This window comes from Amycolatopsis marina (assembly GCF_900111885.1).
GTDB classification, from domain to species: domain Bacteria; phylum Actinomycetota; class Actinomycetes; order Mycobacteriales; family Pseudonocardiaceae; genus Amycolatopsis; species Amycolatopsis marina.
Window position 1 is genome coordinate 258,278 of record NZ_FOKG01000003.1, and the last position, 19,849, is coordinate 278,126.

General features: G+C 68.4%; 18 protein-coding genes, 1 tRNA gene and 1 pseudogene. 13 read left to right on the plus strand and 7 right to left on the minus strand.

The window, feature by feature from the left end:
* The first annotated feature begins 48 nt into the window (after positions 1-48).
* The 3 genes from ligD to BM199_RS07545 all read left to right on the plus strand — a co-directional run bounded on the left by ligD (position 49) and on the right by BM199_RS07545 (position 3,701).
* Positions 49-1,056: a non-homologous end-joining DNA ligase gene (gene ligD, locus BM199_RS07535; RefSeq protein WP_245788211.1), complete on the plus strand. Its 1,008-nt coding sequence runs from the start codon at positions 49-51 to the stop codon at positions 1,054-1,056.
* Positions 1,056-2,042, plus strand: a complete 987-nt coding sequence (gene ku, locus BM199_RS07540; RefSeq protein ID WP_091671426.1) for a non-homologous end joining protein Ku — start codon at positions 1,056-1,058, stop codon at positions 2,040-2,042. Before ligD ends, ku begins: the two co-directional genes overlap by 1 nt.
* Before the next feature lie 174 nt (positions 2,043-2,216).
* Positions 2,217-3,701, plus strand: a complete 1,485-nt coding sequence (locus BM199_RS07545; protein ID WP_091671637.1) for an adenylate/guanylate cyclase domain-containing protein — start codon at positions 2,217-2,219, stop codon at positions 3,699-3,701.
* Positions 3,702-3,731: 30 nt separating this feature from the next.
* Here BM199_RS07545 and BM199_RS07550 read toward each other — a convergent pair whose 3' ends face one another.
* Positions 3,732-4,784 carry a beta-ketoacyl-ACP synthase III gene (locus tag BM199_RS07550; RefSeq protein WP_177242509.1) on the minus strand — a complete coding sequence of 351 codons (1,053 nt, stop codon included), beginning with the start codon at positions 4,782-4,784 and terminating at the stop codon, positions 3,732-3,734.
* Positions 4,785-5,108: 324 nt separating this feature from the next.
* On the opposite strand from BM199_RS07550, the gene BM199_RS33210 reads away from it, so the two are divergent.
* From BM199_RS33210 to BM199_RS07565, 4 genes are all read left to right on the plus strand, one after another.
* Positions 5,109-5,429: a hypothetical protein gene (locus tag BM199_RS33210; protein WP_143101785.1), complete on the plus strand. Its 321-nt coding sequence runs from the start codon at positions 5,109-5,111 to the stop codon at positions 5,427-5,429.
* 40 nt (positions 5,430-5,469) lie between these two features.
* The gene (locus BM199_RS07555) at positions 5,470-6,999 is read left to right on the plus strand and encodes a penicillin-binding transpeptidase domain-containing protein (protein WP_177242510.1); all 1,530 of its coding nucleotides are present in this window, start codon (positions 5,470-5,472) and stop codon (positions 6,997-6,999) included.
* Positions 7,000-7,121: 122 nt separating this feature from the next.
* Positions 7,122-8,279, plus strand: a complete 1,158-nt coding sequence (gene argJ, locus BM199_RS07560) for a bifunctional glutamate N-acetyltransferase/amino-acid acetyltransferase ArgJ (RefSeq protein ID WP_091671428.1) — start codon at positions 7,122-7,124, stop codon at positions 8,277-8,279.
* Positions 8,280-8,403: 124 nt separating this feature from the next.
* Positions 8,404-11,220 carry an ATP-binding protein gene (locus BM199_RS07565; RefSeq protein WP_091671430.1) on the plus strand — a complete coding sequence of 939 codons (2,817 nt, stop codon included), beginning with the start codon at positions 8,404-8,406 and terminating at the stop codon, positions 11,218-11,220.
* Positions 11,221-11,223: 3 nt separating this feature from the next.
* Here the strand turns inward: BM199_RS07565 and BM199_RS07570 are convergent, their stop codons facing one another.
* On the minus strand, positions 11,224-11,832 hold the full coding sequence (locus BM199_RS07570) for a hypothetical protein (protein WP_091671432.1): 609 nt from the start codon (positions 11,830-11,832) through the stop codon (positions 11,224-11,226).
* Positions 11,833-12,050: 218 nt separating this feature from the next.
* On the opposite strand from BM199_RS07570, the gene BM199_RS07575 reads away from it, so the two are divergent.
* The gene (locus tag BM199_RS07575; protein ID WP_091671434.1) at positions 12,051-12,440 is read left to right on the plus strand and encodes a hypothetical protein; all 390 of its coding nucleotides are present in this window, start codon (positions 12,051-12,053) and stop codon (positions 12,438-12,440) included.
* Positions 12,441-12,516: 76 nt separating this feature from the next.
* Positions 12,517-13,068, plus strand: a complete 552-nt coding sequence (locus BM199_RS07580) for a DUF305 domain-containing protein (RefSeq protein WP_091671436.1) — start codon at positions 12,517-12,519, stop codon at positions 13,066-13,068.
* Positions 13,069-13,131: 63 nt separating this feature from the next.
* Here the strand turns inward: BM199_RS07580 and BM199_RS07585 are convergent, their stop codons facing one another.
* Positions 13,132-14,340: a glycoside hydrolase family 3 N-terminal domain-containing protein gene (locus BM199_RS07585; RefSeq protein WP_245788212.1), complete on the minus strand. Its 1,209-nt coding sequence runs from the start codon at positions 14,338-14,340 to the stop codon at positions 13,132-13,134.
* Positions 14,341-14,581: 241 nt separating this feature from the next.
* Here BM199_RS07585 and BM199_RS35165 point away from each other — a divergent pair.
* A pseudogene (locus BM199_RS35165) lies at positions 14,582-14,773 on the plus strand (LppA family lipoprotein); the annotation flags it as partial.
* A 51-nt stretch (positions 14,774-14,824) separates the two neighbouring features.
* Positions 14,825-15,103 (plus strand): DUF2277 domain-containing protein, encoded by a 279-nt coding sequence (locus BM199_RS07590; protein ID WP_091671438.1) that lies wholly within the window; start codon positions 14,825-14,827, stop codon positions 15,101-15,103.
* A 133-nt stretch (positions 15,104-15,236) separates the two neighbouring features.
* Here the strand turns inward: BM199_RS07590 and BM199_RS07595 are convergent, their stop codons facing one another.
* Positions 15,237-16,178, minus strand: a complete 942-nt coding sequence (locus BM199_RS07595) for an SEC-C metal-binding domain-containing protein (protein WP_245788224.1) — start codon at positions 16,176-16,178, stop codon at positions 15,237-15,239.
* 134 nt (positions 16,179-16,312) lie between these two features.
* On the opposite strand from BM199_RS07595, the gene BM199_RS07600 reads away from it, so the two are divergent.
* Positions 16,313-17,098 (plus strand): DUF427 domain-containing protein, encoded by a 786-nt coding sequence (locus tag BM199_RS07600; RefSeq protein ID WP_091671442.1) that lies wholly within the window; start codon positions 16,313-16,315, stop codon positions 17,096-17,098.
* Positions 17,099-17,116: 18 nt separating this feature from the next.
* Here the strand turns inward: BM199_RS07600 and BM199_RS07605 are convergent, their stop codons facing one another.
* The 3 genes from BM199_RS07605 to BM199_RS07615 all read right to left on the minus strand — a co-directional run bounded on the left by BM199_RS07605 (position 17,117) and on the right by BM199_RS07615 (position 18,309).
* On the minus strand, positions 17,117-17,563 hold the full coding sequence (locus BM199_RS07605) for a DUF1801 domain-containing protein (RefSeq protein ID WP_091671444.1): 447 nt from the start codon (positions 17,561-17,563) through the stop codon (positions 17,117-17,119).
* A 163-nt stretch (positions 17,564-17,726) separates the two neighbouring features.
* Positions 17,727-17,811 (minus strand) — tRNA-Ser (locus BM199_RS07610).
* Positions 17,812-17,832: 21 nt separating this feature from the next.
* Entirely contained in the window at positions 17,833-18,309 is a 477-nt protein-coding gene (locus tag BM199_RS07615; protein WP_091671446.1) for a MarR family winged helix-turn-helix transcriptional regulator, read from the minus strand.
* A gap of 577 nt (positions 18,310-18,886) precedes the next feature.
* On the opposite strand from BM199_RS07615, the gene ypfJ reads away from it, so the two are divergent.
* A complete protein-coding gene (gene ypfJ / locus BM199_RS07620) occupies positions 18,887-19,801 on the plus strand; it encodes a KPN_02809 family neutral zinc metallopeptidase (RefSeq protein WP_091671447.1) in 915 nt (304 codons plus the stop codon).
* Positions 19,802-19,849: the final 48 nt, after the last annotated feature.

Consider the following 19,849-nt stretch of genomic DNA (forward strand, 5'->3'; position numbering starts at 1 on the left):
CCAGCACTGATCGTTTCGCCGGGCCGACCCGCGGGTACTCAGGAACGCATGACGGACCCTGGCACGCCCTCGGCCCGCCCGGGCTGGCGGGCACCGATGCTGGCGACCTTGACCGAGGACCGTTTCTCCAGTGACGAATGGCTGTACGAACGCAAGCTCGACGGTGTGCGCGCGATCTGCTCCCGCGACGGCGGCGAGGTGACGCTGTGGTCCCGCAACCAGAACGCGATCGAACGCAGTTACCCGGAGATCGCCGAAGCGCTGGCCGTCTCCGGCGGGCCGAGGTTCGTGGCGGACGGGGAAATCGTGGCCTTCGACGGCAGGCAGACGAGTTTCGCCACCCTGCAGGGTCGTATCCACCTCACCGACCGCGACCGTATCGAGGCGACGGGCGTACAGGTCTACTACTACCTGTTCGACCTGCTCTTCTACGACGAGTCCGACGCTCGCCCGCTCCCCCTGCGACAGCGGAAACAGTTGCTGAACAAGGCTTTCGACTTCACCGATCCCCTGCGCTTCTCCAGCCATCGCAACGGCGACGGTGAACGGTTCTACCAGCAGGCGTGCGCGCGGGGCTGGGAAGGACTGATCGCCAAACGGGCGACGGCGCCCTACCAGGGCGGGCGCTCCAAGGACTGGCTGAAGTTCAAGTGCGTGCGCGAACAGGAGTTCGTCGTCGGCGGGTTCACCGATCCCAGCGGTTCGCGAGCGGGCTTCGGGGCACTGCTGCTCGGCTACTACGACCACGGCTCACTGCGGTTCGCCGGCAAGGTCGGCACGGGCTACGACGTCGCGATGCTGCGGTACCTGCGCGGCCTGCTGGACCAGCTGCGCACGTCCTCAGCCCCGTTCGCGGAGCCGGTGCGGGAGCGCGGTGCGCACTGGGTGCGTCCTGAACTGGTGGTGCAGGTGACGTTCGCCGAGTGGACTGGCGACGGCAAGCTGCGGCACGGCCGGTTCACCGGCATCAGAGACGACAAGCCGGCGGCCGAAGTGGTCCGGGAGACCGGAATCGGCGGCAAAAATAGCCCACAAGGGACACGAGGAGGTCGGTGATGGCCAGGCCCATCTGGAGCGGAGCGTTGAACTTCGGGCTGGTGACCGTGCCGGTCGAGCTCTACAGCGCGACCGAGGACCACACCATCCACTTCCGCCAGTTCGAGCGGGGGACCTCCGACCGGATTCGCTACCGCCGGGTGAACGAGCGCACCGGCAAGGAAGTCCCGTACGAGGACATCGTCAAGGGCTACGAACTCGACAGCGGGGACTACGTCCTGGTCGAGCGGGAGGAACTGGAGCAGATAGCGCCAGGCAGGTCGCGCACCATCGACATCGAGGCCTTCGTCGACCTCGACGAGATCGACCCGATCTACTTTCAGAAGAGCTACTGGCTGGCGCCGGCGAAGGAGGAGTTCAACCGGGCCTACAGCCTGCTCATCGAGGCCATGGCCAAGACGAACCGCGCGGGAGTCGCGACATTCGTCATGCGCGGCAAGGAATACGTGGCGGCCGTGCGGTCGGGCGGAGGCGTGCTTGCACTGGACACACTGCATTTCGCGGCCGACATCCGGGACCCGGCCAAGGAACTGCGCAAGCTGCCGGAGCGCGCGCAGGTTCGCGGCAAGGAAGTCGACATGGCGATAAGCCTGATCGAGTCGATGAGCGAGGACTGGCAGCCCGAGGAGTACCGAGACACCTACACCGAGCGGGTACTGAAGCTGATCGAGGACAAGAAGGCGGGCCGAACCGTCACCGCCGAGTCCGAGCCGCCGGAGCCGACGACCGTGGTGGACCTGTTCGACGCGTTGTCACGCAGCGTCCGTGGCCGCAAAACCGGCGAGCGGGAGCGCGGCGGCGGGCGTAAACGCCAGGAGAAGCGACAGGCCAAGCCCGAGCCGACCGATTTCGGCGACATGACGAAGGCCGAACTGGAGGCCATGGCGCGTGACCTCGAGATCAAGGGCAGGTCGAAAATGACCCGCGGCGAGCTGGAGAAGGCGGTCAAGTCGGCCTCCCGCCCGCGCCGGAAGCAAGCCAGCTGACCGCACTTTCCCGGGAAAGTGCGCGAGGGGAAGCCCGTGACCTGGGACGGGAGTACACGATCTCGCACTTTCCCGGGAAAGTGCGAGATGGGGCGGGGCGGGGGCACCGGGGGTGACGTGCGGTGAGCGGACGGGTGCGTGCCGTGCAGGCAATACGATCAGCCGGTGGCCAGGATGCGGTTGTCCGCGAGATTGCGCACTGTCCTGCGCACGAGTCTCGGCTTCGCCGCCCTCGGCGTCGGCTCGAGCGTCTGCGGCGCCGGAGTGGTGTTCCTGCTGCTCACGCTGCAGGGCATCCCCGGCGAGGTCGGCGGCAAGGAGTGGATCCTCGCCGTCTGCGCGGCGAGCTACGTCGCCCTTTCCCTGCTGATCGGCACGGTGTGGACGGCGTTCCTGCAGCGGCGCACGGCAATCTGGTTCGTCCTCGGGCGCCCGCCCGCACCGGACGAGGCACGGCGGGCCCTGCGACTTCCGGTGGACATGACGCTGGTCAGCGGCACGCTCTGGTCGATCGGGACGGTGTTGCTCGGCGTGCTGGCCGCGGCCTTCGGGTCGGGCTGGGACGCGGGCGGGGTCGCGCTGACCATCGCGCTCGGCGGGCTCACCACCGTCGGCCTCACCTACCTGGCCGCCGAATGGGTCGCCAGGCCGGTGATGACGCTGGCGCTGGACGTCGTCCCGCCCAAGGAGAACCTGCCGACCACCGTGCTCACCAGGCTCGCCGTGACCTGGGCGCTGTCCAGTGGTGTGCCGCTGCTCGGCGTGCTGCTCGTCGTCTCACCACCCAACCTCGGCACACAGGAGCCCAACGCGAGCCTGGTGCTGCTGTCGGCGATCGGCCTCGTGGTCGGCGCCGTCGCGACCGCCCTGCTCGCGCGAGCCGTCGCCACCCCACTGCACCGGCTGCGGAGCGCGCTCGACGAGGTGGCGCGGGGACGCACGGACATCGCCGTTCCCGTGGACGACGCCAGCGAGATCGGCCGCCTGCAGACCTCGGTGAACGACCTGGTGGCCGGGCTGCGTGAGCAGGAGCGGATGCGTGATCTGTTCGGCAGGCACGTCGGCGCGGACGTCGCGCGGCACGCACTGGAGTACGGCGCCTCGCTCTCGGGGGACGTACGCGAGGTGACGGCGTTGTTCGTGGATGTGGTCGACTCGACCGCGCTGGCCTACCGGATGCCACCGGAGGAACTGGTCCGCAAGCTCAACCGCCTGTTCACCAGCGTCGTCGACGCGGTGAGCACCCACGGCGGGCTGGTCAACAAGTTCCAGGGCGATGCCGCGCTGTGCATCTTCGGCGCCCCCACCAGACTCGCCGACCCCGCGACGTCGGCATTGCAGGCAGCTCGGCGGATCCGCGACGAGGTCCGCGAGGCCGGCGAGCTCGACCTGGGGATCGGGGTGGCCATGGGGCCGGTGTTCGCAGGTCAGCTCGGTACCAGCAGCCGGATGGAGTACACCGTGATCGGCGACGCGGTGAACGAGGCCGCCCGCCTGACCGAGCACGCGAAGGGGGTATCCGGCCGCATACTGGCCAGTGACCCGGTGATCAAAACCGCCGCCGCGGGCGAGCGCACGGGCTGGAACCTCCACGAGACGGTGCGGTTGCGCGGGCGGCAGTCCCCGACCGTGTCCTGGGCCGATTGCCGGAGCGGGTAGCGAAGCCCAGGTCAGCGTCGGTCCGCACGCTCAGAGGGCGGCGGCCTGCACGATGCGCTGTTCGCGGTGCGGGGACTCGACGTCGGCCAGTTCCGGCCAGCGCAGAGCGGTGGAGCCCCAGGTGAGGCCGGCACCGAAGGCGCTGATCAGCACCTTGTCCCCCGGCTTCAGGGTGCCGTCCACGCAGGCGTCGGTGAGCGCGAGCGGGATGGAGGCCGCACTGGTGTTGCCGGTCCGCTCGATGTTCACCACCACGTCCTCCTTCGGCACGCCGAGGTGCTTGGCCACGGCGTTGAGGATGCGGACGTTGGCCTGGTGACCGACGAAGCTGTCCACCTCGTCGACCGCCCAGCCCGCCGCACGCAGCACCTCCCTGGACGACTCCGCCATCCGGGCGCTGGCATGGCGGAACACGGCGGTGCCCTGCATGGCGAGGAAGTAGTCGGTCGGGTCGTCGGACCTGCGCATCTTCGACCCGCCCGCGGGCACGACCAGCAGATCCGCCAGTTCGCCGTCGCTGTGCAGATCGAACGGCCCGAGTGCGCCGAGTTCGCCGGGTGTGCCCGCACGCAGCACGACGGCGCCCCCGCCGTCGCCGAAGATCGGCACCGTTCCCCGGTCGTTCGGCTCCACGAGGGTGCTGAACGTGTCGGCGCCCACTACCAGCACCCGGCTCGCGGCGCCCGCCGCGATCAGCCCGGACGCGGTGGCGAGTGCGTACACGAAGCCGGCACAGACGGCGTTGACGTCGAACGCGGCGATGCCCGTGAGGCCGAGCCTGCTGGCAACCTGTGGAGCGCTCGCGGGGCACACCTGATCGGGCGTGGCCGTCGCGAGCACAAGAGCGTCGACTTGATCCGACCCCGCCGAGCGCAGCGCCAGCGCGCCCGCCTCGGTGGCCAGATCTACTGTGGACATTCCTGGGGTCACGATGTGCCGCTGGCCGATGCCCGTGCGGGTGCGAATCCACTCGTCCGAAGTGTCGAGCCGCTGTGAGAGCTCATGGTTGTCTACGACGTGCGGCGGCAGCCAGGCGCCGAGACCGGCCAGCACCGCCGCGCCACGCATTTCCTGCGTTGGCACCGAGAACTCCTCCACGGACCAGCGAAAGGGGAAAGCAGGCTGCGGAAAACCGGTCCACTAACACTTGTATGGCCTACTAATCGGTAGACCATCGTCATTGTGACTCACGTCTCAATGTGAGCTGTTTTTACTGATCAGCCGCTGTTTTTCCAAACTCCCGCGAATCCGCCGGTGAGCGAGCCGCTGCCACCGTCAGACGGCAACCATGTACCGGTCGATTTGGTGAGCCAGCGCGATACCCCTGCGAGTACAGTCCGTAGCGGTCGCAGAGTCAGTTGATGTCGCGCGACGGGGGGTCGCGCAGGGGGAAGGAGAACCGCCTCGATGGTGGCCGCCCGGAGCGCAGTTGCCCGATCGCGCCTGCGCCGATGCACCGCGCTGTTGCTGATCCCGCTGACCGCCGGGACGCTGGTCACCGCGTGCTCGGGCGACGAGGACGCGGCGACGCAGTCGCTGGAGACGTTCCTCGGCGCCTGGCAGGAAGGATCCGTGCCGGGGCACGATGCGGAATACCAGCAGGTGACGGCCAGTCTGGGCGGACGCACTCCGGAACTCAGCGCGGGCGAAGTCAACGTCGAGGAAGGCCGTGCCAGCGCTCCGGTCACCGTCGCCTGGACGCTGGCTCCGGACGTGCGGTGGGAATGAGACCACGGTCTCCCTCGCGCAGGCCGGCGAACAGTGGCAGGTGGAATGGACACCGGCCATTGTGCATCCTGAGCTGAAGGCCGGTGAACGACTGACACTGCGTCGCGGCGCGGACCCGCGGGGATCCATCCTCGACGCGAGCGGAGGTCCGATCACCGAGTCCCGGCCGGTCGTCGTGGTCGGCGTCCAGCCAAGCAAGGTGGAATCCGCCGAGGACCTTGCCGCCTCGCTCGGGGAAGCCCTCAAGGAGGACGGGGTGGACACCGGGGGCCTGCCGAAACGCATCAGCGAGGCAGACCCCGACGCGTTCGTTCCCGTGGTGACCCTCCGCAAGGAGCGCTACCTCGAAGTGCGGCCCGAGATCTACGAGCTGCCCGGCACGGTGTTCCGGGAGGAGTCACGTGTGCTGGCTCCGACGAGGGACTTCGCCAGGGCGCTGCTCGGCACCGTGGACCCGGTGACCAAGGAGGACATCGAGGCCGACGCCGACCAGTTCCGCGCAGGGGATCAAAAGGGGCACAACGGCCTGCAGGAGGCCTACGACCAGCGGCTGCGCGGGGTGCCGAGCATGGCCGTGACCATCGGGGCCACCGGTGACGCGGGGGCAAATTCCGGCAGGGAGCTGTTTCGCAGTGAGGAGCAGCCCGGCTCCCCGGTGGCGACCACGCTCGACGCCGCCACGCAGAACGCGGCGGACAGGGCAGTGGCGGAGGCCACCAAGAACACGGCGATCGTCGCGACCCGAATCTCTGACGGCTCGGTCCTCGCGGTCGCCAACTCGCCCGAGTTGGGCATGCACAACCTCGCGTTGGACGCGCAGGTGCCACCGGGGTCCACCTTCAAGGTCGTGAGCGGGCTCAGCCTGCTGGGGTCCGGTGCGGTCGATCTCGACACGCCGGTGTCCTGCCCGGCCACCACCAACGTGGGCGGGCGCGAGTTCAAGAACGCATGGGACGGTGGGATCGAGAACGCCACTTTCCGTGCCGCCTTCGCACAGTCCTGCAACACCGCCTTCGCGCTACTGGCACCGAAGCTCGGCGAGGACGGGCTGGCGAAGACAGCCGCCGAGCTGGGGATCGGGCAGAAGTGGGACCTCGGCGTTCCGGTACACACCGGATCCGTCGGCACCGGCGGAAAGCCGGTCGACCAGGCCGCGGCCGCGTTCGGCCAGGGCCGGACAGTGGTGAGTCCGATGGCGATGGCCGCGGCGACCGCGGGTGTCGCCCGTGGCCAGTGGAAGCAACCCTCGCTGATCACGGATCCGGCCCCGGCCGCTCCCGCGGCCGACGGCCCCGAGCTGGACCGGGCGACGATCGAGAAGTTGCGCACCGTCATGCGCGAGGTCGTCACCGAAGGCTCGGGACGCGAACTGAGCTCCGTCCCGGGCGGGCCGGTGTTCGGCAAGACCGGCACCGCGGAGTACGGCACGGAGACTCCCCCGCGCAGCCACAGCTGGTTCACCGGCTGGCAGGGCGACGTCGCGTTCGCGGTCTTCGTCGAGGACGGCGGCAACGAAGCCAGTCTCGCCCTCACCGCGACCGAGAGGTTCCTCAGCGCGCTGGCCGGCTGAAGCGACACGCACGACGGCCGGATGCTGCGCCGAAAATTTGCACTGCCATGCATAGTGATGCATTACGCTGGTTGGTAAACGGTTGGTGAGCGGCACCAACCTCGTCTGCCGAAAGGTGCGCCATGAGCTGCTCGGGACCCCGTGGCTTCCAGGTTCACACCGCGAGCGCCGGGCTGGGGGACGACGACCGCGCCGACTTCACGGTCATCGCGTCCGAGGTGCCCGCCGTGTCGTGCGCCGTGTTCACCCAGTCCCGGTTCGCCGGTCCCAGCGTCGTGCTCAGCCGGGAGGCTGCGGCAGCGGGGCGCGCGCGGGCAGCCGTGGTCCTCGCGCGCAACGCCAACGTGGCCACCGGCAAGGAGGGAGCTGACCACGCGGCCGAGGTCCACCAGAGCGTCGCGGAGGCGCTCGGGGTCGACACCGACGAGGTGCTGATCGCCTCCACCGGGGTCATCGGCGTCAAGTACCCGATGCCGGGCGTTCGGGCCGCACTGCGGGAGCTGCGCCTGCCCTTCGCCGGCTTCGACTTCTCCGACGCCGCCGGCGCGATCATGACCACCGACACGCGTCCCAAGGTCGTTCAGCTCACATGTGGCGCCGCCACGGTGACCGGGATCGCGAAGGGCGTCGGCATGTTGGAGCCCAACATGGCGACGATGCTGGCCTTCTTCTGCACGGACGCGCAGCTGGGGCAGGACGATCTCGACCGAATCTTCCGGGCCGTCGTGGCACGCACGTTCAACGCCGTGAGTATCGACACCGACACCTCGACCAGTGACACGGCCGCGGTGTTCGCCAACGGGCTCGCCGGGCCGGTCGACCTCACCGAGTTCGAGCAGGTGCTCGAACAGGCCGCACTCCACCTGGTCAAGGAGATCGCCAGCGACGGGGAGGGCGCGAGCAAACTCATCGAGGTACGCGTCTCGGGAGCGCGCGACGACGCACAGGCCAAACGCGTCGGGAAGACCGTCGTCAACTCGCCGTTGGTGAAGACAGCCGTACACGGCAGCGATCCCAACTGGGGGCGTGTGGCCATGGCGATCGGCAAGTGCGAGGACGACCTGGACATCGACCCCGAACGCACCCGGATCAGCTTCGGTGGTCTCGAGGTCTACCCGAGCGAACCGGACGACGCGGCGCTGGCCGCGCTGGTGGACCACCTCGGCGGTGCGGAGGTGGTGATCGAGATCGATCTCGGGATCGCGGACGGCACCTTCACCGTCTACGGGTGCGATCTCACCGAGGGGTACGTGCGGCTCAACTCCGCCTACACAACATGAACCGAGGACTGAACCTGATCAGCTCACGCCGAACGTAGGTCGGCAGGTTTACCGACCGTCATTTCCCCCATTACGCTCCGAGGCACCGTGCGGACAGCTACCCACCCCGGTCGAGGAGAGCGCCATGGTGATCACGCCTGGCCCTCGCCCCGCCGATCGCGCGGTACAGCTCAGGGCGCTCGTCACCGCTCTCGAACGCCGCCCGGCGCTGGCTCTCATCGAGGGCGCGGCCGGGCTCGGCAAAACCCACCTGCTGGAGGAGCTGCTCGGCAGGCCGGACTTCGCCAGGGTGCGGGTGCTGCGCGGCGGGTGCAGGCCGATGCGGGAACCGTTTCCGCTCGGTCCGGTGCTCGAGGCGTTACGGGGACTGGCCCGCGCGGAGCTCGGTGAGCTCACCGCGGTCACCGGCGCCCTCCGTCCACTGCTGCCGGAATTGGCGGGCGTTCTTCCCGCCGAACCGGAGCCGGTCACCGGCGCTGCCCTGCGGCACAGGGAATTCCGCGCACTCCGCGACCTGTTGACGGCTTGCGGTCCGGCACTGCTCGTACTGGAGGACGTGCACTGGGCCGATGAGGGAACCCGGGAGTTCTTGCGATACCTGCTCGAACCACCGGTCCCCCACCTCGCTGTCGTGCTGACCTACCGGCCGGAGGCACTGCCACCCGGCGGAGCGCTCGGCTCGCCGGTCGGCGCGGACGTACGCGTCCGGTTGCGGCCGCTCGACCTGCCCTCGGTGCGCAAACTCGCCAGTGACGTCCTGGGCGTGCCGATGGTCGGCGGGGAATTCGCGGGGCGGCTGCTCCACTGGACGGCGGGTATCCCACAGGTGGTCGAGGAGACCATGCGTGTGCTGGCGAACCACCCGGCCTGGCCACGCGACCTGGACGAGTTGGAGGTTCCCCCGCTGCTGCGGGAGTCGATGCACGCCCGTCTCGCCGCGCTCACCCCACCCGCGCTGCGGCTGGCCACGGCCGCTGCCGTACTCGGCGCGCCGAAGGACGCCGCGGTGATCGGCGCCCTGGCCGGTTTGCGTGGCGGCCGCCTGTGCTCGGCCCTCAGCAGTGCGCTGGACGCGAGCGTCCTCCACGCGTTCGACGGCGATCTGTACGGGTTCCGGCACGCTCCCGACCGCCGCACCGTCTACGAGACGCTGAGCGTCCCGGAACGAAGGTTGCTGCACGCCAAGGCATTCGCGTTGCTCTGCGGTAGACAGCCGCAGCCACTGGCGGATCTGGCCGGGCATGCGAGAGCCGCCGGACGGCTCGCGGACTGGCAGCGTTTCGCGGAGGCCGCCGTCGAGGCGGCCGACGCGGCGGGCGAGACCGCGGCGGCACTGGACGTGCTGCAGTCGATCCTCAATGGACCGGTGGACCCCGCCGACGTCGAACGGCTCGCCGTCAAACTCAGCCGGCTTGCGCTCCGTGAGCACCGTACCGAGGTCGTGGAGACACTGGAGCGGATTCTCGCCGGGGACGGCCTCGGCCGCACCGCCCGTGGCACCGTCCGGCTCCAGGTGGGGCTGTTGCTGTGCCGCGGTCCCGGCAGACTCGTGCGGGCCCGCGCTCAGGTGGAGCAGGGAGTTGCCGAACTTGAGGACCACCCCGAACTGGCGGTGCGCGGCTACAACGTGCTGGCGGTGCCGATCGAGGGGATGACCTCCCTGCGCTGGCACCGGCAGTGGATGGACAAGGTCGCCGCGGTCCTCGACCGGGTGGAGGACCCGGAGTTGCGGCTGGCGCTCGCGGGCGACCGCGTCGCGGTCAGCGCCCACATCGGCGACGGCAGTGCGTGGGAGGAGTACCTGGGCATGCCCGATTCGGCCAGGACGATGGGCGAACGGGCGCAGCTGGCCCGGTTCTGGTGCAACCTGGCCGACGCCCAGTCCTGGGTCGGCAGGCTGGACCGGGCGGAACGACTCCTCGATGACTGTCTGCGCATGGCGGAGTCGGCGGGCGCGCTGTTCGCGGCGAGCATCGCGCAGGGCACCCGGTTACGGCTGGACTGGGCCGCGGGCAACTGGTCGGGACTCGCCGAGGCAGCCGCTGCGGCAAGTGAACGGTACGACGATCTCGGACCGGTCATCGTGGAGGCGGAACTCGTGCTCGGTGCGCTCGCCGCCGTGCGGGGCGATTTCGCCGAGGCGGAACGCCACCTGCACGCCACCGGGCTGGCTGCACCCGAGCACGCGGTGATTCCTGTGGTGCTCTGCGCGACGGGGTTGCTGACCAGGGTCCGGCTCGCCACGGAGGACCTGGTGGGCGCGTGCGCCGTCGCCGATCACGGAATGACCGTTGCGCGACGCAAGGGCGTGTGGATGTGGGCGGCGGATCTGGTCCCCGCTGCCGCGCGGGCCTACACGATGGCGGGCAGGACCGGTGACGCCGAAAGAGTGGTGTGCGAGTTCGCCGAAAGTATCGAGAATCTCGACGCTCCGTACGCGTCGGCAGCGCTGGCTTCGGCGCGGGCGACGCTGCTCGGCGCGAAGGGCGAGTACCGGACCGCGGCCGCGGATTTCGGCACCGCCGCGGCAATTTTCCGCGACCTGTCCATGCCCTACCCCGCGACGCAGGCGACCGAGGAGAGCGCGGGGTGCACGTTGGCCGCGGGTGAGCGTGGTGCGATCGAGGACCTGCGCACCGCCGCGCGGTCCTACGAGGCGATGGGTGCCGTCCGCGATGCCGGTCGCTGCCATCACACATTGCGCGAGCTGGGGGCTTGGACGCCCTCGCACCGGGGACGCAGAGGTTACGGCGACGAGCTCTCGCCTCGGGAGCGGGAAGTCGCGTCGATGCTCGCGGCAGGCCGGACCAACCGCGAGATCGCGGACGGGCTCTTTTTGTCGCCACGGACGGTGGAACAGCACGTCACCAGGGTGCTGCGCAAACTCGGAGTGCGCTCGCGGACGGAGGTGGCCGAACGCACCGGGTCCCTCGGGGTCTGAAGCTCAGCGTTGGGGCGCGAACCCCGGGATCATCTCGATCATGGAGTCGGCCGCCTCGAAAGCCGGCTCCACGACACTGCGCACCTGCTTGCGAACCTTCGTCACCGGCTTGGGCTCGGTGGCCTGTTCGGGAAGGTCAACCCTGGCCTCAGGAGTGCTCAGCGGCTCAGGCCGCGCCCACTGTGGCTGCTTGGTGTCAGGCTCGGGTTCCGGCTTCGCTGCTGTGGCGGTGCGCACCGGCTCCGACTCCGGCTCCGGCATGACCGGCTGGGGCTGCGCGGGAGCGGGCTGGATGGGCGCTTGCGCTTCGGGCGCCGAGACCGTGGTCTGCTCGGTGAGGCCACCCGCCGACTCGACCGGCTCTTCGCGTTGACCAAAGCCGTACATTCCGCCGAAGGCCACCACGAGCATCAGGGCGCCGGCCACCCAGCCGAGCACCGCGGAACGCCCGACCCCCCGGCTCGGTACGACGAGTTCGAGGTGCTCATCGTCGGCGGCGTCATCCCGTCGCCGTTGGCGGGGGATGCTGGCGGCCAGGATGCCGGTCCGGTCCAACAGTTCCGCGAGGTCTCCGGCGTCCTCGGGCCTGTTCCGCAGCACCGTGCGCGCCATCCGAAAACCTCCGTCGCGAGTGCGTGCCGCCGAGCGACGGCAGCAGGTGCGCCGAACCGTCCACTGGCATTCTCAACTGCATCGGCAGAATCCGCCGAAAGCTAAACAGTGTGTACCGGCTACTGCGGCGGAAGTCACGAGCTGGTGCCCCTACGAGACAACATTGACCCGATCTAGTGAAAAGCAGTACCAACGGGTCGCTGACTATTGTGGTTTTTATGGGTGTTGACAGGCGAGCCGAGTTGGCGCGGTGTGTGCTGTTGCTCGTCATCGCCTTCGGTGTGCTCGTCATGCACCACACACCGGCGTCAGCGGAGGGGCATCCGGCGATCGCCGCGCACGCGGGAATGGAGACTTCCGCACTCATCACTGGTACTCACCAGGGCCAGGGCGGCGGCGAGCACGGCTCCCACGGGTTCGTGCACGAGTGCCTGGCCGTAGTCGCGCAGGTCGCTCTCGCTCTCCTCGCCTTCGCCCTGGTCCTCCGGCTGGTCCGCACAGCGCACGTCATCGCCCCTGGTTCGCTCCACCGCGCCAGGGCTCCCGATCGGCCGGCGCAGGCAGGCGGACGGTCGATTCTCACGTCCCTCTGTGTGTTGCGGGTGTAGGAGGCCCACGGACGACGCCGGACCGAGACGCCGTCCGTCCCGACCCACTTGCACCCAACACAAAGGACTTTCCTCGATGAGAAGGACACTTCTGGGCTTTGCCCTGCTCGCAATCGCCGCACTGCTGTCAGGTTGCGGTGGTGACGCCGCATCGGTCACACACAACGAGGCCGATGTGCAGTTCGCTCGGCACATGGTGCCGCATCACGAGCAGGCGATGGAGATGGCCGGGCTCGTGCCCGAGCGAACGGACAACGAGGCCGTACGGAAACTGGCGAGCCGGATCGAACAGGCTCAGGGCCCCGAGATCGACCAGCTCGAGACCTGGTTGGCGAAGTGGGGTGCGCCGGGCGCCGAAACCGGCGGCCACGGTGAGCACAGTGGAAAGCCCGGTATGGCCGGAATGATGTCCGATGCGGAGATGAGCGCGCTTTCGGCAGCGGAGGGAGCGAAGTTCGACTCCGCGTGGTTGGACTTGATGATCAAACACCACGAGGGCGCCGTGGAGATGGCCAGAACCGAAATCGCTGACGGCACCGACCCGGAGACCGTGGCCATGGCCCAGCGGATCGTCGACGCGCAACTGGCGGAGATCGCCGAGATGCGGGAGCTGCTGAACAGGCCGTGACATTGCCGGGCGTGGGGCGGTCCGCCCCACGCCCGGGTTACTCCACAGTGGACGGTTTCACGATTATCCTGCCTCGCAGGCGCCCTTGGCGAGCAACACTCTGGCAAGAGCTTCTCGTACGCGCGACTCTGGAAGCTCACCACTGTCGAGCGCTGCCTCGAGCCGGTCCAGCACTTCGCCGGTCCGGCCTCCCGAAGACCACAGGGCCTGATCGGCCCCCGCCTGGAGAGCACGCAGGACGGCCTCGGGCAGGCTGTACGAGTCGGCGATGGCGCGCATGGCGCCGAGGTCGTCGGTGAGCACCGGACCGTCGAACCCGTACTCGGCGCGGAGCAGACGGTAGACGTCGGCGGACAGCGATGACGGCGCCCCTCCGGTGAGTCCTGGGACGTTGAGATGACCGATCATCACGCCGACCTGACCGTAGTCACCGATGTCTTCGTACGGAACAAGGTCGTTGTCGCGCAGCTCGGCCAACGGGGGTGTGGTGACGAGTGACTGATGCGAGTCGCCGTCGGCGTGACCGTGGCCCGGGAAATGCTTCAGTACCGGAAAAACGCCGGCCGCCTGCAGGCCCTCGGCGAAGGCCAGCGCGTACTCACGGACCACATCGGGGTCGGCGCTGAATGCCCGGTCACCGATCACGGAGCCCGCGGGCTGGTCGCTCACGTCGGTGTCGGGGGCGTAGTTCACGGTGACACCCCGCTCCCGCAACTGCCGACCGCGCTTCTCGCCGAGAGCACGGACTTCGTCAGGGGTCATCGACCTGGCCATCTCGCGAGCACTGGGTATCGAACCGACAATGTCGTCGATTCGCTGCACACGTCCGCCCTCGTCGTCGACGGCGATCGACACGGGCAGGTCGGCCGCCTCCTGCACGGTGTCGAGCGCGCCACCCTCGAACAGAGTGGTGTCGTTGCCGCCGATGAAGATCCCGCCGACGCCCTCGTTCCGGAGCAGACGGGCGGCGGCAGCCGGGTCGGTGGGATCAACACCCACGACGACGAGCTGTGCCAGCCGCTGTCGTGCGGACATGTCCTCGATGACGGGCGCGCAGTCGGGCCCGGACGTCTCACTCGTCGGCGCCGGAGTGGTGGTTCCGCTGCTCGACGGGGCGGCGGAGGACTGTCTTTCCGTGGTGGTCGGGGCAGCGTCCCCGGTGGGATCGGCGTCGCACGCCACGAAGAACGCGGCGACCATGGCGCCGACGGTGGCGGTGAGCAACAGCCGAAGGGTGAACGGCCTGCGGGGGCGGGAGCGATCGTGTGTCATCGAACCTCGGAGTCGGTGAAGCGCGGAAGCGGATCCATCCCACCACGAGTCCCGTGTGTCGGCAGTGTGCAGGTCAGCCATGCGTAGGACTGCTCAAGTTCGGTTGAACTCGTCGCCGCGGGCCAGGGCCGCGTCGTGGATCTGGCCGACGGTGGCCTGGCCCTGGCCACCGCACCTCCCGGCGGCCGAGTGACATGGACAGCTACTCGGAGAAACTCGTCTCGGCCGCCGACAGCTACAGCCGTACGGCTTCAAAGGCCCCGAACGTGCCGCGGACAAACCCGGTAACCGAGAGATCCGCTATTACGACGCCGTCGACAGCCGCCTGTCCTTCGGACAGATCAAGAACGTGTCCACCTACATCAGCACCGGCTGCCTCCTGAGGCCGGAAGCCCACCAACGGGGCGGCCCGCCACCAGACGAAACCCGCTGACCTGGGTTCGAACCCCTCGCCACGGTCGTTGCCACCTCGTACTCTCGTCACATGTGCCGAAACATCACCGCGCTACGTGGTCTTGAGCCCGAGGCGACGGCCGAGGAGATCGAGGCCGCCGCACGTCAGTACGTCCGCAAGGTCAGCGGCGTCCAGTCGTTGTCGGACAGCACGCGCGACCCGTTCGAGGCCGCCGTCGCCGAGGTAACCGCGACCACGACCCGCCTGCTCGCCGAACTGCCGCCCCGGCGGCAGCCGCCGAAGACGATTCCGCCACTGCGGCGCCCCGAGGTGCAGGCGCGGATCGCCGCGCGGGCATCGAAGACGTAACCGCAGCTCCCGAACCCGCTCCTGACACGAGATCATCAGCGGGCACTACGAAAGAGCGCACCGCTGGCGGCGAGGGACAACTTCGGACCCGGTTCCTCGTCCAGCACCACGGTCGGCTGCCGTGCACCAAGCGTCAGTCGGTGAATGCCGGCGCTCCACAGCACTTCTTGTACTTACGCCCGGAACCGCACCAGCACGGTTCGTTGCGACCGGGAAGTCCGACGGTCGATGTCCCGGTCCGGTTCAACTCCACCGCATAGGACGCCCTGGTGGCGGCCTTGGCACCGTCGAGGTCGCGGTCAGCGACGAAATCGGCGAAGTGGGCCGCGTCGCCGATCGCCACCATGGGAGACGTCCCCGAAAGGGAGGCTCGAAGGGTGCGCTCGACCTCACGACGATGTTCGAGGTGCGGCTCGGCGACGTCCTGGAATCCCGGATAGCCGTCCGGCCACCGACGCCGGTACTCGGCCAGTTCCGCAGGCGGCCAGTAAAGAACGGCGTGCCCTGCCGACCGCCGCGTCCGCGTCTCGGTGTTGTCGTCCCCGCCCAGGTCCGCCTGGAACTTTTCGCGGGACTTCTCCCAGAGCTCGTCCCACTCGTCGGCGGGCTGGCCAACGGCCTGACGAACCCGATGCCGAGCCGCGAAGAGGGCCGGCAGCGCCATGTCCTGGGCAAGCGCGTCTCCCGTGGGCGCGGCGGTCGTGTCGATCGAGCGCATGATCCCGCGGGTGTACCAACGCAGTGCGGTTGCCGGATCATCAAGTGCGATCTCGTAGACCTCGCCACCATCCACATGCGCCAGACCGCTTAGCTCCCGGTCCCGCCACGCCTGGTCCAGCAGTTCACGCGCTCGCTGCGGCTCCCGCACCCCGAGCAGGAAGGTCGCATAGGCGATCCGGACATCGGAGACCGTCCGCCCTTCGCCGTCGAGCACCTGCTCGAACAGTTCCCGGGCACGCTCGTCGTTGCCCGCGATGTGCCACGTCTCGGCCGCTTCGAGCAGGTACTGCCTGCGCTCCTCCGGCTTTTCCGTCGCCGCCCGCTCAAGATCTCGGGCCCGCTCCTCGTTTGACATGTTCACCCGGCCACCGTAGGCGCTCACGCTCGGTGACGACACTTTCCCGGGAAAGTGTCGTGGGGCATGGGGCGAGCCGTGGCTACCAGGTCGATGATGGTGGTGACGTCACCACTTTCCCTGGAGGTCGCCCGATGAGCTTGACCATCTCCGACGGACCACTGTCCCGGCGTGCGCCGGCCACGACCAACTACACGATCTCGGGGCCGGCCCACAACCTCCTGATGCACCCGTTTCCCCGGCGCGTCCGGGCCGAGTTCGGCGGCGAGACCATGGCCGACACGACTCGCGGGATGCTGCTGCACGAGACCGGGCTGCTACCGCAGCTGTACTTCCCCGAGGAGGACATTCGCGCCGACCTCCTCGAACCCACCGAGCACACGACGCACTGTCCCTTCAAGGGCGACGCGTCCTACCGCACCGCTCGCGTCGGCGACCGGGTCGTGGAGAACGCCGTGTGGAGCTACCCGCAGCCGACTGCCGAGGCGCCTTGGTTGGCGGGCTATGCGGCGTTCTACTGGGACTCGATGGACGCCTGGTACGACGAGGACGAGCAGGTCCACGGGCACCTGCGCGATCCCTACCACCGCGTGGACGCCCGAGCCAGCAGCAGGCATGTCCGCGTCCTCGACGGCGACCAGTTGCTCGCCGACAGCGACCGGCCGCTCCTGCTGTCGGAAACCGGTCTGCCCAATCGGTTCTATCTCCCTCGTGCCGACGTCCGGATCGAGGTGTTGAAACCGACCGACACCGAGACCGTCTGCCCCTACAAGGGCACGGCCACCTATGTGGGCCGCGACGGCCAGGACCTCGCCTGGATCTACGAACACCCGCTGGAGGACGCCACCAAGATCGCCGGTCACATCTGTTTCGACCCGTCGAAGGTCATCGTCGAGGTCGACGGCGAGCGCGTCGGCTGACCACGTCCCGCTGATGTGTCAGCTGACGGCTTTCCTGACGAGGTCGGCGATGGTTTCCTCGGCCTTGTCGGTCAGCTCGGTCACGGCAAACGACGTCGGCCAGAGACCGCTGTCGTCGTCGAGATTCGCTTCGGGGGTGAGCCCGAAGGTCGAGTAGCGCTCTTTGTCGTCATGGCCGCTGCGGAAGAAGCACACAACTTTTCCCTTCCTGGCATATGCGGGCTGCCCGTACCACAGCTTCGGCGAGAGGTCTGGGGCATTGCTGCTGACGCTCGCGTGGATGCGTCCGGCCAACGCACGGTCGGCTTCGTCCATCTGCTCGATCTTCGACAGCACGTCGGCTTCGGCGGCGGCTGCCTTGTCGCCGCGCCCTCGGCTTGCCTCCTTCTTCAGCTCGGCGGCGCGTTCCTTCATGGCCGCGCGCTCGTGCTCGGAGAAGCCTTTGGTGTTGGACGTGCTGCTCATCGCTGTCCCTTAACTGTCGTATCACGGTGTCTGTTTGCGACGTTAGGCTTTCGCGGCGCAGCGGGCTTCTTGAATCCTGATGGACTCATCAGGTGGGGGACCAGTAGGACCAAAAAAGACCAGGGCGAACCATTTCTCGGTGGTTCGCCCTGGCCGGCAGGTGCGGAAGCGGAGGGATTTGAACCCCCGGTGGGTTGCCCCACGCTCGCTTTCAAGGCGAGTGCATTCGGCCGCTCTGCCACGCTTCCCTGGGTGTCGAGGGTAGCCCCTCAGCTGTCGAGCTCCGTCAGGTGTTCGAGTACCCGTGAGAACGCCTCCCCCATGGCCACCTTCTCCTCCATCGTGAGCAGGTCGATCAAGTTCCTGCGCACCCCTTCGACGTGGGTGGGCGCCGCCCGCTCGAGCACCGCGAACCCGTCGTCGGTCAGTTCGGCGACCACACCGCGCTTGTCCTCCGGGTCCTTCACCCTGCGCACCAGACGATCCGCCTCCATCCGGCCGACCTGATGCGACAGCCTGCTCTTCGTCGAGCCCAGCATGCTGGCCAACTCGGTCATCCGCATGCGCCTGTCCTCCCGCGACGACAGGCATACGAGCACCTCGTAGTCGGTGAGTGACACGTCGTGGCCTTCCGCGAGATCGCGGTGCAGCCGGTGCCGAAGCATCAGCGTCGAGACGATGTAAGAACGCCACGCGCGCATCTCGGTCTCGGACAACCAACGCACATCCTCATGCACACCGCTCATTTTGAGAGCCTAGAACCTTCCTGCCGACGGCGTCGGGCACGGTGCGTTCTGTACCCGCTGCACGCAACCACGGCAGCGGTTCACGAAACTGCGCCCAGACGAGGGATATCAGAACTGTTGTGACTCAGCTCTCAGAAGCGCATCCTGAACAGGACGGAGGGCTTCGTCCGGATCTCGGCACGACACCCCGAGAGGTGCCGGTTCGGCGGGTCCGTCCCGGGAAAGGGAGCGGTGGTGCTGTGACCAATGATCCGTTGCGGTTGACTGCCAGTTGTGGCCCCGCGGCTGAGGCGGCCTGAACCCGGCCCAGTCGCGATTGTGAGCAGCTCGGGTTTCAACAGTGCGCTCGGCATTCCACCGTGCACGACGGCGTTGTTCGAGCCTGTCTCGGCGCGGCTTCTGCGCCCGCGCCAACAGTGCAATTCGCCGGCCCGGTGCGCGGTCGACCGCAGTAGCCAACAAAACAACCTCGGTAGTCCTGGGTGCGGCGCCTGAAAACGGTGGCCGCACCCAGGCTGTGTCTGTGGACCGACCATAATCCTGGCGCGATCGTCGGCGACGCTGCGAAGGAATTCTCGTGAGATTCAACGAAGGTGCCGGGCTGGATGTCTCCCAGGTCGAAGACCTGCGCGGCAGTGGCATCGGCGGGCGCGTCGCCGCGGGCGGTGGCGGACTCGGCGTGGTCGGGCTGGTGATCTATTTCCTCCTCGCCCAGTTCGGTGGCGTGGACAGCACGAGCGTCTCCGGGTTCGGACAACTCGGCGAAGTCGGCGCGGGCCAGCAGGTGGACAACAGCTCACTCGAGCAGAACTGTCGCACCGGGGCCGATGCGAACACCAACCATGACTGCGCGACCGTCGCAACGGTCAACTCGATCCAGGACTACTGGAGCGACCAGTTCGCCCGCTCCGGCCGCACGTACGCGGAAGCGCCGACCAACTTCTTCACCAGTGGCGTTCGCACCGCCTGCGGCACAGCAGGCTCGGACGTCGGCCCGTTCTACTGCCCCACCGACTCCGAGATCTACATCGACCTGACCTTCTTCGAGGAACTGCGGCAGCGGTTCGGCGCAAGGGGCGGACCGTTCGCCGAGGCGTACGTGCTGGCCCACGAGTACGGCCACCACGTGCAGAACCTGCTCGGCACGTCGGCACAGGTGCGCGGCGGGAGCGGGCCCGAGTCCGACGGCGTCCGGTTGGAACTTCAGGCCGACTGCTACGCCGGTGTGTGGGCCAACCACGCCACCACCACTCCGACGGAGAACGGGCAGCCATTGATCACCGAGATCACCCCCGAGGACATCGCGAACGCACTGGACACCGCCGCGCGGATCGGCGACGACTTCATCCAGCGCGAACTCGGCGGCGGAACCGTGGACGAATCCAGCTTCACCCACGGCACTTCCGCGCAGCGGGAGAAGTGGTTCACCACCGGCTACACGACCGGCGACCCGGCCCGCTGCGACACCTTCGGCGCGCGCGATCTCGGCTAGCCGAAACGGGCTGCAGGATGTCCCCAATGTGGCATTCGGGACGTTGAA

Excerpts from the sequence above, each read along its gene's own strand:
- ligD (WP_245788211.1), top strand. The coding sequence starts at position 49 with ATGACGGACCCTGGCACGCCCTCGGCCCGCCCGGGCTGGCGGGCACCG.
- ku (WP_091671426.1), top strand. The coding sequence starts at position 1,056 with ATGGCCAGGCCCATCTGGAGCGGAGCGTTGAACTTCGGGCTGGTGACC.
- BM199_RS07545 (WP_091671637.1), top strand. The coding sequence starts at position 2,217 with ATGCGGTTGTCCGCGAGATTGCGCACTGTCCTGCGCACGAGTCTCGGC.
- BM199_RS33210 (WP_143101785.1), top strand. The coding sequence starts at position 5,109 with ATGGTGGCCGCCCGGAGCGCAGTTGCCCGATCGCGCCTGCGCCGATGC.
- argJ (WP_091671428.1), top strand. The coding sequence starts at position 7,122 with ATGAGCTGCTCGGGACCCCGTGGCTTCCAGGTTCACACCGCGAGCGCC.
- BM199_RS07565 (WP_091671430.1), top strand. The coding sequence starts at position 8,404 with ATGGTGATCACGCCTGGCCCTCGCCCCGCCGATCGCGCGGTACAGCTC.
- BM199_RS07570 (WP_091671432.1), bottom strand. The coding sequence starts at position 11,832 with ATGGCGCGCACGGTGCTGCGGAACAGGCCCGAGGACGCCGGAGACCTC.
- BM199_RS07575 (WP_091671434.1), top strand. The coding sequence starts at position 12,051 with ATGGGTGTTGACAGGCGAGCCGAGTTGGCGCGGTGTGTGCTGTTGCTC.
- BM199_RS07580 (WP_091671436.1), top strand. The coding sequence starts at position 12,517 with ATGAGAAGGACACTTCTGGGCTTTGCCCTGCTCGCAATCGCCGCACTG.
- BM199_RS07585 (WP_245788212.1), bottom strand. The coding sequence starts at position 14,340 with ATGACACACGATCGCTCCCGCCCCCGCAGGCCGTTCACCCTTCGGCTG.
- BM199_RS07590 (WP_091671438.1), top strand. The coding sequence starts at position 14,825 with ATGTGCCGAAACATCACCGCGCTACGTGGTCTTGAGCCCGAGGCGACG.
- BM199_RS07595 (WP_245788224.1), bottom strand. The coding sequence starts at position 16,178 with ATGTCAAACGAGGAGCGGGCCCGAGATCTTGAGCGGGCGGCGACGGAA.
- BM199_RS07600 (WP_091671442.1), top strand. The coding sequence starts at position 16,313 with ATGAGCTTGACCATCTCCGACGGACCACTGTCCCGGCGTGCGCCGGCC.
- BM199_RS07605 (WP_091671444.1), bottom strand. The coding sequence starts at position 17,563 with ATGAGCAGCACGTCCAACACCAAAGGCTTCTCCGAGCACGAGCGCGCG.
- BM199_RS07615 (WP_091671446.1), bottom strand. The coding sequence starts at position 18,309 with ATGAGCGGTGTGCATGAGGATGTGCGTTGGTTGTCCGAGACCGAGATG.